The sequence below is a fragment of the Kitasatospora sp. NPDC032121 genome (assembly GCF_055580145.1).
Genome location: NZ_JBVILX010000017.1, coordinates 90,566 through 102,939, shown reverse-complemented (window position 1 = coordinate 102,939; position 12,374 = coordinate 90,566). Strand labels below are relative to the sequence as shown.

General features: G+C 69.1%; 11 protein-coding genes and 1 pseudogene. 5 read left to right on the top strand and 7 right to left on the bottom strand.

Annotated elements, in window-relative coordinates; all coding sequences use genetic code 11:
* Positions 1-116: 116 nt before the first annotated feature.
* Positions 117-785, bottom strand: a complete 669-nt coding sequence (locus tag ACZ5OX_RS31460) for a plasmid pRiA4b ORF-3 family protein (RefSeq protein WP_465634691.1) — start codon at positions 783-785, stop codon at positions 117-119.
* Between the two features lie 298 nt (positions 786-1,083).
* Between ACZ5OX_RS31460 and ACZ5OX_RS31455 the strand changes: the two genes are divergently transcribed.
* Together ACZ5OX_RS31455 and ACZ5OX_RS31450 are read left to right on the top strand one after the other, a co-directional pair.
* Entirely contained in the window at positions 1,084-2,112 is a 1,029-nt protein-coding gene (locus ACZ5OX_RS31455) for a hypothetical protein (RefSeq protein ID WP_465634689.1), read from the top strand.
* Positions 2,113-2,370: 258 nt separating this feature from the next.
* Complete coding sequence (locus ACZ5OX_RS31450) at positions 2,371-2,667, top strand: hypothetical protein (RefSeq protein WP_465634687.1); 297 nt, start codon at positions 2,371-2,373, stop codon at positions 2,665-2,667.
* 162 nt (positions 2,668-2,829) lie between these two features.
* Here ACZ5OX_RS31450 and ACZ5OX_RS31445 read toward each other — a convergent pair whose 3' ends face one another.
* Together ACZ5OX_RS31445 and ACZ5OX_RS31440 are read right to left on the bottom strand one after the other, a co-directional pair.
* Complete coding sequence (locus tag ACZ5OX_RS31445) at positions 2,830-3,183, bottom strand: hypothetical protein (RefSeq protein ID WP_465634685.1); 354 nt, start codon at positions 3,181-3,183, stop codon at positions 2,830-2,832.
* A gap of 475 nt (positions 3,184-3,658) precedes the next feature.
* Positions 3,659-4,162: a hypothetical protein gene (locus tag ACZ5OX_RS31440; RefSeq protein ID WP_465634683.1), complete on the bottom strand. Its 504-nt coding sequence runs from the start codon at positions 4,160-4,162 to the stop codon at positions 3,659-3,661.
* A 172-nt stretch (positions 4,163-4,334) separates the two neighbouring features.
* Here ACZ5OX_RS31440 and ACZ5OX_RS31435 point away from each other — a divergent pair.
* A pseudogene (locus ACZ5OX_RS31435) lies at positions 4,335-5,052 on the top strand (transposase family protein).
* Here ACZ5OX_RS31435 and ACZ5OX_RS31430 read toward each other — a convergent pair.
* Positions 5,039-5,527, bottom strand: coding sequence for a DUF6210 family protein (locus tag ACZ5OX_RS31430; protein ID WP_465634681.1), 489 nt, complete (start codon positions 5,525-5,527; stop codon positions 5,039-5,041). The pseudogene ACZ5OX_RS31435 and the gene ACZ5OX_RS31430 overlap by 14 nt on opposite strands.
* A 1,198-nt stretch (positions 5,528-6,725) precedes the next feature.
* Here ACZ5OX_RS31430 and ACZ5OX_RS31425 point away from each other — a divergent pair.
* Both ACZ5OX_RS31425 and ACZ5OX_RS31420 read left to right on the top strand, forming a co-directional pair.
* Complete coding sequence (locus ACZ5OX_RS31425; RefSeq protein ID WP_465634680.1) at positions 6,726-7,277, top strand: hypothetical protein; 552 nt, start codon at positions 6,726-6,728, stop codon at positions 7,275-7,277.
* A gap of 552 nt (positions 7,278-7,829) precedes the next feature.
* Positions 7,830-8,624 carry a transposase gene (locus tag ACZ5OX_RS31420; RefSeq protein WP_465634679.1) on the top strand — a complete coding sequence of 265 codons (795 nt, stop codon included), beginning with the start codon at positions 7,830-7,832 and terminating at the stop codon, positions 8,622-8,624.
* Between the two features lie 81 nt (positions 8,625-8,705).
* Here the strand turns inward: ACZ5OX_RS31420 and ACZ5OX_RS31415 are convergent, their stop codons facing one another.
* The 3 genes from ACZ5OX_RS31415 to ACZ5OX_RS31405 all read right to left on the bottom strand — a co-directional run bounded on the left by ACZ5OX_RS31415 (position 8,706) and on the right by ACZ5OX_RS31405 (position 12,297).
* On the bottom strand, positions 8,706-10,097 hold the full coding sequence (locus ACZ5OX_RS31415) for a hypothetical protein (protein ID WP_465634678.1): 1,392 nt from the start codon (positions 10,095-10,097) through the stop codon (positions 8,706-8,708).
* An 83-nt stretch (positions 10,098-10,180) separates the two neighbouring features.
* The gene (locus ACZ5OX_RS31410) at positions 10,181-10,978 is read right to left on the bottom strand and encodes an alpha/beta hydrolase (RefSeq protein ID WP_465634676.1); all 798 of its coding nucleotides are present in this window, start codon (positions 10,976-10,978) and stop codon (positions 10,181-10,183) included.
* A 332-nt stretch (positions 10,979-11,310) separates the two neighbouring features.
* Complete coding sequence (locus ACZ5OX_RS31405; protein WP_465634675.1) at positions 11,311-12,297, bottom strand: hypothetical protein; 987 nt, start codon at positions 12,295-12,297, stop codon at positions 11,311-11,313.
* Positions 12,298-12,374 lie beyond the last annotated feature (77 nt).

Genomic DNA, 12,374 nt, shown 5'->3' with positions numbered 1-12,374 from the left:
ATTTTCCGCGGAAAATTCCAGCGGTCGGAAGCTGGTGCAGCGTCGCGTTTGATCTTGCGAGGGTCCTGATCGCCCCGGTGGTAGCCGGGGCGACGGGGACCGGCGGAGGCCAGGTCTCAGTTCGGGACCAGCACGGTCGCGTGGCCGGCGAGCGCGGTGTTGGTCTCGTCCAGATCGAATGCGGCAGGGTCGAACTGGTCGGCCGATTCCAGGCCGAGCCATTCGAGGCGTTCCTCGTGTTCTTCGTGGCCGGGGTCGGCAAGAATCTCGACGAGGTAGTCGTAGCTCCAGATCCCACCGCAGTCCTCGGGCGGGCCGGCACGACGGCCGGTGAGGCAACGCGGGTAGGAGACACCGGGTTCGGCATCTCCTACCGCTTCGACGAGGATGTCGTGCTCCCAGTTGTCGCCGAAGTCGTAGGTGTAGCCGAACCGTGCGCCGACGCAGGGGGCGATCTGGTCGAGGCGCGTCGTTGCCGCACTGCGGATTCTCAGGTCCCGGTCGGTGACCCCGTACCGTTCGCGCCCGGTCTCGAAGGCCCACATGTGGTAGTCCTCCCAGCCGAACGCGGCCTGGACCACGTCATGCAGCCGCCGCAGATCGGTGCCCGACGGCACCTGTAGGCGACGCCAGATCGGGGGCCGGGAGCCGGACAGGGTGACCTTGATCGTGTGGACGGACGTTCCCACGGCGGTCCGGGAGCGGGTGGACGGATCGGCGCGCCTGGTGTTCGACATGGCCGTCATCCTGCCAGTGGCACCGGCCCCGGCGAGGACGTTCGCCACCAACCCACTCGCCCGTGTGACGCTGTCCAGCGCATGTCGCATCCGGGGAGAGCATGCCGGTGCACAGCCCGTTCACGGTGGGGGCCGGGACAAGGACCAGCGGGCGATCGCCGAATCCCCAGCAGGACACGGGATCTCCGGGGTCGGACAGATCCTGACCGGCATGGACATCCCACCCGGCCGACGCGACCCGACTGTACCGAACAACGCGGTTTCGACAGCAGAGCTTCAGGGGTGCAGAGACTGCTGCCGGGGGTGCTCGACGGCCGAGATCGCCGGGTGTCTAAGGTCGCGTTCCATGACGAGGACCACTCCGCCGCGCCCACTTGATGTCGAAGCGCTCTTCCCGGAACTAGCCGCCTACCGGGGTACGACGACGCGGCTCCACCCACGGCCGGGCAGCCCGGCGATGACTGACAGCTCGGTGGGTGGTCCGATGCTGTGGCCGGCGGAGGAGCCGTGGCCGGTGTGTGGTGAGGCCCACGGCCGGGGGCGCGGTCGGCGTCCGGCCGACATCCACCGCTACCGGGGGATCCTGGCTGCCGCGTGGGCTCGGGAGCAGAGCCCGGGCCCTACGGAGGAGGAACGGGAGCTCCTGGCCGAGCTGTACCTGGAGCACCGGCTCCCCGAGGTGTCGCAGATGGATCCGTTGCCGATGATCGGCCTGGCGCAGCTGTACCGACGGGATGTCCCGGACATGCCGCCGGGGCCGGAGGACTGCGACCTGCTCCAGGTGTTCTGGTGTCCCTTCGACGCGCACGGCCCGAGCCTGTACGACCTGAATCTGCGTGTGCGCTGGCGGCGGTCGTGGGAGGTCGAGGACGTGTTGGCCGTTCCCCCGCAGCCGTTGGTCGTCGGAGCCGCCGGATTCGTGCCCGAGCCCTGCGTGCTGCACCCGGAGCAGGTGGTCAGCTACCCGTTCGCCGGCCTCCTGCCCGAGGAGCTGTGCGCCCGGCTCGACGCCTGGGACGAGACCCAGGAGGAGGCCATGCGGTCGGCTGACGAGATCGCCGCCCATGCGGTCGGCTACCAGTACGACCTGTCGATCCCGCCCGGCTGGCGCGTCGGCGGCTTCGCCTCCTGGCACGCCACCGACCCGTACCCCATGGACTGCCGGACCTGCCGCACGCCGATGCACCTACTGCTGACCATTGACAGCTCGGAATGGGACGGCGGCAGCGGCAGCTGGAAGCCGCTAGAGGATCGGGACCTGCCTGCCCATCGGTCCGCCACCCCCACCGAAGTAGTCGTGGGCCGATTCGGCGAGCTGAACGTCTTCGCCTGCCCCGCCGATTCCAACCATCCGCACCGCTGGAGCATCCAGTAGCACGAGCGGCGGCCCCCGCCCGGTTCGGTGCTCCGATCACCGGCGAACGCGGGTGCTGTCGCTTCTCCTGAACACAGCCATCGGCCCCTGTGGCAGTTCACACTCGCCAACCCCAGCCCCCGACCACGCGGTCCGGACCCGCACGCCTACCTGTGCTGACCCAACGCCAGCGCCCGTATCCACTGCGACGGACGGCCAATGGCCACAGCCGCATAGCCCGGGCAAAGCGGCGCGGCGTTCTCCCGCTACTTTTCCGGCATGGTCAGCAAACGGAAACCGTACTGGTGGACCTTCGGAACTCCGACGACGCTCGTTCTGTACCGGACGCCGGAGCGGTGGCGGTATGCCGTCTACTTCACCGGACCGGAAGGCGTCGCCGACGGGGCACTCGACCATCCCACCACCTCCGGCGAGCCCGAGAGCGCACAGACAGCCATGCATCGCAGAGCCGAAGAACTCACCCGCCGCGAGCTCGAGATCAGTTGGGCAGAAGCCGATCGGCCAGACCACTGGACCGGCCTGATCACCAGCGCCGGCCCGCTCCCTGCCCTCTGACGACCAGATCCCCATCGACCCACTCAACGGTTCCGGCAGACCCTGCGGTCACGGCACTGGTCCTCGACAACGGCTCGTCCCCTGTCATGCCCGCCGCCCGCCGCCCGGACCTGGCCGGCAGCCCACCCACGCTTCATCGTGCACCACACGCCTCTGCACGTCTCATGGCTGAACCAGATGGAGATCTTCTGCTCGATCCTCGCCCGTCGTCTCCTCCGCCGGGTCAATCCCACTCTGAACTCCGCCGAAGCCCTTCCAGAATTTTCCGCGGAAAATCAGCGGGTCGGTGCCGACGGTCCTGGCTACGGGTTCACGACCCCCACTACACACGCTCCCGCCCCGTGGTCCTACTGACTGCCTCAGCATCGTCTTCACTGAGCGAGCGGACATCCATGTCAGCTGGATGAGCACGGTATGGGGGAGCACTCCGGCAAGGTCGGCGACGTCGTTGTCAGTGACGTAGTCCAGCGGCGCAACGTCCTCCGCGCGCCGAAGCGACTCGACGAGATCGGCCACGCGGGGGTTCAGGAACAGCGGTAGGTCGGGACAGGTAGATCCCGAGCCGATTCATGGGGCACCAGCGGTTCCCTGGCAGCCCGGCTCGCTACCTCCGTCGGGGCGCGCCGACACACCGTCCGCTTCAGCCCGTTCACCATGTGACTCCGGAACGAGCTTCGCGCGGTCGACATCCGAGTCATGGGACACCTCAAGGGGGGCCCGCCGGTTCCTTTCCGTCACCCGGCAGCCCACGGGGATGCAGCCGGCCGGAGCGGGCGCAGGCCCGCCACTCCGCGGGCGGATCGGTAGGGGCGGGCTCAGGAATTTTCCGCGGAAAATTCGCGGCACCTGCGAACGTTGTTGGGACGGGCGATCGCTCGGCACGTCCTGAGTGCTTGATCGACGACTGCCCCGAACGGCTTGCAGCACCGCCAGGGTCCCGAGAATTTTCCGCAGAAAATCGATGGGCCAAGGGCTGTCCCGCAAGGGCGGCTCACAGCTCCGGAAACGGCGGGATGTGGTCCATCATCTGCAACAACCGCCTTGCGGGTGTGGCCTCCTCTGGATGTACGGAGGAGGCCACACCTTCGATGACTGACCGACCCACAAAGACGGCTGTCCTCGCGGCCGCCTCCCAGCCGGGTTGCTGGCGGTAGCCCGTGTCGCGCTTGCCTTTCCTGGCTGCCGTAGCGGCAGAGTGCCACTGGTCGGTCTGGCAGATGATGCCCAGCAGAGCCAGCAGCTCGGCCTTGCACGCCACGTGAGGGGCCCCGGCCAGTTCGACAAGGAACGGGACCGTGGGAGCTGTCGCCTCACCGATGACGAACCCCAGCGCACAGATGGCATCGCCCAGTTCATCGATAGCGATGCGGGCCGCGTCCTCGTCCCCATAGGCGATCCGGGACAGCAGAGATGGAATCCCGCCGGCCGGAGCCCCCGTTGCGTCACGCAGCTCTGCCCAGCGGACCCCAGAGACGCTCTTCAACAGCCCTCCCACGCCCTGCTCCTCATCCGGATCCTCGCGCCAGCTCCGTCGCTGCCTCAACCATGCTCCCGCTGTTGGTGGTACCCACAGCCGGGAGGCACTCCGACCGGCCGGCGCTACGGGAGCAGGCTTGATGCCATGATCTTGCCGTGACTGGAGTGATCACGCAGCGGAATCGTCGTGGATAGCCCCCGTTCACCGGCCTGGGGCCACGCGAGTTCAAACAGTTGATCACGATGCTCCGCCGCGAGGGCGCCCGCACGGTCCGTCCTGGCCGGCCGTGGAACCTGCCGCTGGAGGACCGACTCCTGCTGGTCGCGGCTACTGACGCACCAGCCTGACACTACGGCAGCTCGCGCCCCTGTTTGGCTTCTCCAAGTCGGCGGCCAGCCGAATCATCGGGCGCATCGACCGCTCCTGGCACTCAAGCCCCGGCGCCGGTTCCGCAGAAACACCGTGCTGATCGTCGACGGCACCCTTGTCCCCACCCTCGACCACACCATCGCCGAGCAGTCCGAGAACTACAGGTGTTCCACCAACCACCAGGTGGTCGTAGACGCCCACTCCCGGCTGATAGTGGAGGTCGGCAGACCTCTGCCGGCAACTGGAACGACTGCAAGGAATGGGAAGAGTCCGGTGCCATGGCGGCGGTCGGCCGGACCACCACGATCGCCGACGGCGGCTACCCGGGGACCGGCCTGGTCGTCCCGCACCGCTGCCCCAAAGGCGGCAAGCCCACCGAGTGGCAGGCCGAGCACAACCGTGGGCACAAACAAGTCCGTGCCCATATCGATCATATGTTCGCCAGGATGAAGACCTGGAAGATCCTTCGTGACTGCCGCCATAAGGCTGGTCCTCTGGCTTGGGGAGGACGGCTGATCGCCGGGTTCAGTCGGAGTTGAACCACATCAGTACTGCGGGGCCGTCCGGCGTGATCACCGGCACCCAGGCCTCGTCGGCGTCGCGGATCCGGCTCTCGTCCAGTCGCAGAGGGTGCGGCTCCTCGGTGGTCCCGTCGCATGCCCAGTAGCGGATGGCTTCGATGATCCCGCGGAGCCTGTCCCGCTCGTCATCCGGCCACGCGTAGTTCCAGGTGCCGGCCCCACGGAAGTCCTTCTCGAAGAGCTCGCGCAACGCGTCCAACTCATCAGGGCCGAACAGCGGCACCAGGAAGCCCTCGACCTGTCCCTGTCGACAGGCGGTTCCGCCGTACTGCTGCTGATAGAAGACCCCCGTCTTCGCCTCGACCACCGCATACAGCCAGCCACCGGCACTCATGCCGTCAGGATCGAGGGGGACGAAGCGTCGAGAGCTCATGGCGGCAATCTTCCGGCCGCTGGCCACAAGCTCAACGACAATTTCCACCTGCAAGATCATTCACGGGACACGGCCTGGTACGACCTCTGGGACCTCTGCGTCCTGCTCGACATCATCTCCCCACCGCCTGACGGCTTCGGCCTGGTCGACCCGCCCGCTTCCCCCCTGAGGGGCCGTACCCACCTGCCCAACCTCACTCGCCGGCTGCGTCACCGCCCCGCCCAATACCTCCAGAACCGCTTCCACGACTGGACAGTCATCAGCGACGCGTCCATCTCGCTCCCCGTCCTGATCGCACGGGTCGAACCGTCCCGTCCCATGGGCGTGCGAGCCCTCCAGGCACTCCACCGGCTGAAGCCCGCCCTATCCGTCCAACCTGCAACCCAGCTGACGCCGCGACCGGGGGACGGACGGCGGCGGGGGAGTAGGGCCTTGGGAACAGCACTCAACGGGGTTGGTCGGTGAGGGCGCGCGCGGCTGGGTGCGTCCGCGATCCGCACGGAGAATTTTCCGCGGAAAATCCGGGCCACCGGAAGCTGCCGTCGAGGGCAGGTGTCTGACGATGACGTGGCAGCCTGCGAAGGGCTCAGGTAACTGACCCTTCCAGGGCTCCCTCGCATCATGAAATTTTCCGCGGAAAATCGGAGGCCCTCCGCCGACCCGACCCGACGCTTTCGGCCCGGAAGGGGCGACCGTTCTGCCCCTCCCTCGCATGGACCGGGGTGACTGATGGCGGATGAAGCAGGCTACTCCCGATCGCAGAGCAGGATGTCCGCCGCCAAGTCCCGCTCTCCAGGGGCATCCCTGAAGACCAACACCGGACAGCTCCGGCCCCCCGTGCCAAGGTTGGGGGCCCGGTCACGATGTCGCCGTAGGGAGTGTCCCGCCCCAGGGCGGCTTCCCACGTCGGGCCCGATGCACGCGGGTTGCGATCACGGTCAGCCGGTTCGACGGTCTGGTGTCAGCGATGCCGACTGACCGACGGCCGTCGGATTTTCCGCGGAAAATCGTCCGGCCGGAGGCTCGAAGCAACGGCCCACTGGCCAGGCCGGGTGCGTCCGAGATCGGCGCAGGGCCTACCCCCTCCTCGCCCGCTGCCAGTGAGCTCGTGACGTCCTGTGCCCTGTGCCCTTTGCCCTGAAGAGTCGACCGGTACCGGACGTCGGGCTTCGGACTTCGCATCGCTCCGAGGCGATCCACCTCCTGCCGTCCCGAAGCGGTGGCCCCTACTGTCCGAGCCACCCCCTACGGTCGCCTGGTGACGGATGACGAGATCATTGAGGCCTGCCGAGGAATTGCCCAGGAACGTCAGGCACCCCCACCTGCCCCGCCGCAGGCCCTCGCCGAGGCGGAACGTGTCATCGGTTTCGCCTTCCCCACGCTTCTGCGGCGCCTCTACACCGAGGTCTCCAACGGTGGCTTCGGACCCGTCGACGGCGTCCTGCCGGTCGATGTGGGGCAAGGACACGAGCACATCGCGGAAGCCTATGAGCACGGACCGGATCCCACCGGGGGAGTGCCGGCCGGAGTGGTGCCGCTCTTCGACTGGGGCTGCACGCTGTGGTCGATGGTCGACTTCCGCGACGTGGACGGCGCGATGTGGTCCAACGCAGAGGGCGATTGTCGGCAGCAAGGCGTCACCCTGGCCCAGTGGTTGGTGGCCGCGATGAACGACGAGCTGTGCTTCGCCTGGCCGGACGGAGTGCCGCCGGAAAGCGAATGGCACCGGCCGACCCCATCGACTGACCGCCACGAGAGCAGGGCGGATTCGTCCTGGCAAGCCTCGGGCAGCTGGACGCCCGGATGGTGAACTGGGCACGGATGCACGACTGCTACGGGGAAGTCGACCGCGTTCCCGAACTCCTGCACCGCGTCGAGCGCGAAGACGATGCCGAGGCATGGACGGAACTCGGATTCCGGCTGTGCCTGGAGAACGACCTCGTCTTCCCCGCCGGCTTCGCTGCCCTTCCCCGCCTGATACGACTCGCGTCGAACACCCCACGGGCGCGCGCACTGGCCGGGACGATCCTGCAGCGCGCGGCCGTGCGCCACGGTTGCGACGACCTGTTCGCTGACTGCGCCGAGGCGGTCGCCAAGTTCCGTGTGCTGCTGGACCTGCACCTGAAGTCGCGGCCGGACGACTATCGTCTGCCGCGACGGATCGCTCACCTACCGGCAGGGCATCGCCGACGGTGCCCCCGACGCGGTCCAGGTCAGCGACCGCTTCCATCTGTGGCAGGGCCTGTCCCGGCGCGTTCAGGACGTCGCTGCCGCCCACCGCGCCTGCCTGCCGGCCGCGCTCCCCGCCCCTGGTCCTGCCGGGCCCGAGCCCGCTGACACGGCGGACGCCGGTTCCGAGCCGGTGGACACTCCGGCCAGCCGGCACGCACGGCGGCTGTTCGAGGCCGTGCACGCGCTGGCCGATGCCGGCCGTCCTTACAGCGCCGTAGCGCGTGAGCTCGGCCTGGACCTGCACGGTACGCAAGTACGCCCGGGCCCGCACCTGGCAGGAGGTCATGCGCCGCGCTCCCCGACGCCCGTCCACCCTGGATCCCTACCTCGACTACCTGCAGCAACGCTGGGACGAGGGCGAACACAACGCGAAGATCCTTCATCAGGAACTCCTGGGCAAGGGCTACCTGGGGCACTACCAGCGAGTGAAGATGGCCCTTGCACCCTCAGGCGTGGCCTACCCCTGGACGAGCCTCGCGAACGACCGCCTTCCCCACGTGAAGCCGCACGCTGGATCATCACCGCCCCCGATCGGCTCAGCCTGCAGACTGCCGAGCGTCTGCGCCAGCTGCTCGAACACTGCCCGGAACTCCGGCGCACCCACGACCTGGTCCGCGAGTTTGCTGCCATGCTCGACACACGCGATGCCACGCCGCTGCCGGACTGGCTCGAACGACTCGCCAACAGCGGGCTGGCGCCTCTCGCCGGTATCGCCAGCGCCCTGCGCGAAGACCAACACGCGGTCGCCCAGGGGATCACAACCCCTTACAACTCCGGAGTCAACGAGGGCCGGATCACCGACGTGAAGCTCCAGAAGCGCATCATGGGAGGTCGCGCCAGCGTCACACTTCTCCGCCACCGAGTTGTACTGATCGCCCACCTGCGTCGTCGATGCGCGAACCAACACACCGCCGCCCCGGGATGATCTCCGGCTACGAAAATCTTGCCAGAGCCGGAAAACTGCTCAGGCCGGTACAAACCAACGTGCGCGCGGCGGATAGTGGTTTCAGCCTTCCCTTCGTGTGATGTTGAGGGCTCCGTCGTGTAGGGCGAAGCGGCGGGCCGCATTGTCGTCAGCCGTGACGGGGGGCTGGCCGGCGCCTTGGAACGCCGCCGTCTGCAACTGGAAGCGGGCGGGGCTGGCGCCGCACATCGTGCGCAGCCGCCACGGGTCGTTCTCGGCGTTCCGCGGGTGCGGCGGCACGGCCAGGTGCACGAGGGCAGAGGCGTCGTGGTCTGCGCCGTAGCGTGTGTGTGCCGAGGTGTAGGAGGCCATCCGGAGTTCGACCTCTACTGGGCCGGGTACCGTCGCGAGGTTCGGAGCGGGCTGCTGCGATGTGCCAGCGGTCGGGTGGGGTTGGTCCAGGTCGCGGAGGACGACGAGGAGATCCGGTCGGTGGACGGTCTCCGCCAGCTCGCTGGTGAACCACTTCGCGAGGGCTGCACCGCCGCGTCTGACCCAGGTCTCGACCAAGTGGCGGAAGGCGGCTTCCCGTCGGTGGGGTAGGCGGTGAGCACCCGCAGCGAGGATTGCCTCGCCGGCTCCGGTGAAGGCTCGGTGGAATTCGCGTACGGGGACCCGGTCCGCATGCCTGGGACTACGCACCATGCGGACGTGCAGCATGGCGCGGTGCAGAACGGTCGCTGCGGCCATGGCGTTGGCGCCCAGGTGCCCCTCCTGCGGGGAGGCGCCGCGAGCAGGTCGAGTGTCGCGGGGTGGTGTGGTCGCGTCGGCCTGGCGCCCGGCCGAGGACAGGTGCCAGCAGCGGTCGTCCGGGCAATGGTCGGCCGTCGCCGCGCAGAGTATCCCTCGGGCCCCCAGGGCGATTGACACGCCGTCCGCTCGCGGTCGAAGGACGGCGCCCCGGGCGTCATCGGAATCGAAGCGGACCTCGGTGATGTCGCGCAGCCATATATTCAGCGTCGCGTTCTCGGGCAGGGTGCCGTCGTCGACGGGATAGGAACGGGTGACAGCCAGTTCGAGCTGGCCGACGAGACGGCTGCCGGCCCGCTCGATACGCAGATGGCGGACCTCGGCCGATGAAAGGTCGTAGTCGGCGGCCAGGCTCTCCGCGGCGTGTGCCGTCAGCGACATCACCGGGGCCATCACCTGTCCCAGATAGTCACGGCCCGGCGTGGACGGTTTCCCGGGTGCGAGGAGCCCGTCCAACGAGTGCCCGGCGGCCGCAGCCTGCTCGATCATCCAGGTGCGCCGTTCCTCACCGAGGCCGGCCATCCATTCCAACGCTGCCAGAGATCGACGCTCGCGCCCGCCTCGCGTGCCGGCCGTCGCCGCCCGAAACAGCGGGAAGGTGTTGTTGTCCCACACGTCCGCCGCCATGTGGATCGTTTCCCGGTCGAAGCACCGGGCGTCGGCGGCAGCGTCGGCGATCTGCACCAGCGACTGATCCAGCAGTGCCCCCAACACGGCGAGGGCAGAACCTCGTTGGCCGCGCGCCGCCCCGCACGGCCCACCCGTACTCACACGGTGCTGCGGAGAGGAAGCATCAAAGTTCGCCATGCCGGGATCGTTGCACGAAACACGATCACATCGAACAGGGACCTGAGCACGATCGTTTGTACCGAGCTGAGCACTTGACGGAGTACGCCGACAAGCAGGTCCCGGACCGCCGCGGGCTGGGACAGGAACGGGTGGTGGCCGGCATCGAGCTCGACGACGCGGCCGGCGCGGCGGGCGAACTCGCGTTGCAGCCGCGGCGGGGTGCCCCGGTCCTGAGCGCAGACGAGGTAGGTGGTGGGCAGTTGCCGCCATGCGGCCGCGCCGACCGGCTGCCCGGTCACCTGGAGACTCTGCCGGGCGAGGTGGTCGGCCGCCTGCGCCTGGACCTCAGGGTCGCAGTCCTGCAGGAAGGTGCCCGCGAGCGACTCCGGGCGGACCCCGAACGTGCCGCTGTCGGGGTCGACGTCAAGGAAGGGGGCGGGGTGGCCGTCGCCGAACTGCGACAGGCTCTGCCCGACCTCGGGCAGGTAGCTGGAGACCAGCAGCAGGTGGCGCACCGACCCGACTCCCGCGGCGGCTTCGGCGGTGACGATACCGCCGTAGCTGTGGGCGACCACGACGGTCGGCTCGTCGCTCGCCCTCAGCATCTCCCGCACCGCGGCGACGTCCTCCGGGAGACCCGGCCCGCCGAGGCCGCCGGGCACGCCCGTCTCGCCGCAGCTGGGCAGCGCCGGGGCCGCGCTGGGCACCCCCCGTTCCCGCAGCAGCTCTGCGGTGCGGTGCCACCACCACGCCCCGTGCACGCACACGACTCTCATCGCCACCTCCACGTCGGCCTCGACAGATCACGTTCACCACCCGAGGCGGCGGATGCCGCACGACGCGCCGGTGGCGACCGGACCTGCCCGCCGCGGCACTTCGGCAGAGGCATCACGTGATCGGTTCAGCGGGCTGTCGCCCTCCTCCGCTTCCCCTCCGGGGTGAAGGCGAAGGAGTCAGGAGCCGGGCCCTGCCCGAATCGCACCGCCAGTAGGCGGCTTCCCGCGGACTCGGTCACGTCGCCTCCGTCGTCGAAGCCCTGCTCCCCGGCCGGGTGCCACCGTGGTTCCGGGAGCGGAACACACCGTGGCACGGGCCCGCGCCGTGAGGGCTACTGCATGACCTCCAGGTGCGGGTGGTCGAAGGAGACCGGGCAGTAGTAGAGCTGCATGTTGTAGCTCCGGCCGATCTGGATGCCGATGTCGTCGTCCGTGCCCCGGTCCTCGACGGGGTCCCAGCCGCTGCCGTCCAGAGCGCCCGAGCTGATCGTCAGCAGCGGGTTCATGACCGACTCGCAGGCGCGGCACCGCATGACCCACGCGTCGCGGAAGCTCCACGGCCCCCAGCCGCCGACCTTCCAGCCCGGAGCGACCGACAGCTCGAACTGGTAGTAGGCCCGGAACTCGTCGGCCGACCGGTACCCGGGGTCCTTGCCGGTGAACTCCTGCTCGCACCAGTCCGCGATCCGGCTCGCCAGGCCCGGCTCCAGCTCCAGCGACGACGGGTACTCCGTCACCACCTCCGGGTGCAGGACGCACGGCTCGGGCACGTAGTGGCCGTGGTTGGACACGTCTGCGGGTTCCGGCTGCACGGCCGACACCCCGCCGACCCCTGCCGAAGAGCGCCACACCAGTCGAGTGGCCGGCATCCACTCCGGTTCGTGCTCCAGGGGGCACCACAGCACCTGGAGCAGGTCCGCCCCGTCGGGGCAGGGCAGGCCGGGGACGTCGCGGGCGTAGAGCTGGGCCACCGGCACGAGGAGGTTGGGCTCCCCGCTCCACGGATGCCCCTCGTACGTCGCGTTCAGGGCCGCTTCCTCGTGTGCGGTGCGCGTCCCGCCGGCCCAGCCGATGTCGATGAGTCTGCGGCGCAGCCGGACGTCGGCGGGCGACACGGGCGGCTCGTCCTCCGGATGCGGCTCGGTGCACACGGGCCAGGGCTCGTCGGCCGGCCACAGCAGTGGGCCGCCGACGGAGCTGTCTCGGGCGGTCGGCGTGCCCAGGCGCGGGTGCAGGCGCACCGTCCGGCGGGCCAGGGGCGCCAGTTCGGGGAAGACGGCGGCTATGTCGACCGGGCGCGGTGGGGTGGTGCGGGCCATCGGAACCCTTCATGGGAGCGGGGGAGGCTGACGAGCGGACCCTATCCGTCACCACGGACAGTGCGGCCCCGGGATCC

Bases quoted from the DNA above. Each gene is read 5' to 3' on its own strand.
- ACZ5OX_RS31455 (WP_465634689.1), top strand. From the start codon at position 1,084: ATGACGAGGACCACTCCGCCGCGCCCACTTGATGTCGAAGCGCTCTTC.
- ACZ5OX_RS31450 (WP_465634687.1), top strand. From the start codon at position 2,371: ATGGTCAGCAAACGGAAACCGTACTGGTGGACCTTCGGAACTCCGACG.
- ACZ5OX_RS31430 (WP_465634681.1), bottom strand. From the start codon at position 5,527: ATGATCTTGCAGGTGGAAATTGTCGTTGAGCTTGTGGCCAGCGGCCGG.
- ACZ5OX_RS31410 (WP_465634676.1), bottom strand. From the start codon at position 10,978: ATGAGAGTCGTGTGCGTGCACGGGGCGTGGTGGTGGCACCGCACCGCA.
- ACZ5OX_RS31405 (WP_465634675.1), bottom strand. From the start codon at position 12,297: ATGGCCCGCACCACCCCACCGCGCCCGGTCGACATAGCCGCCGTCTTC.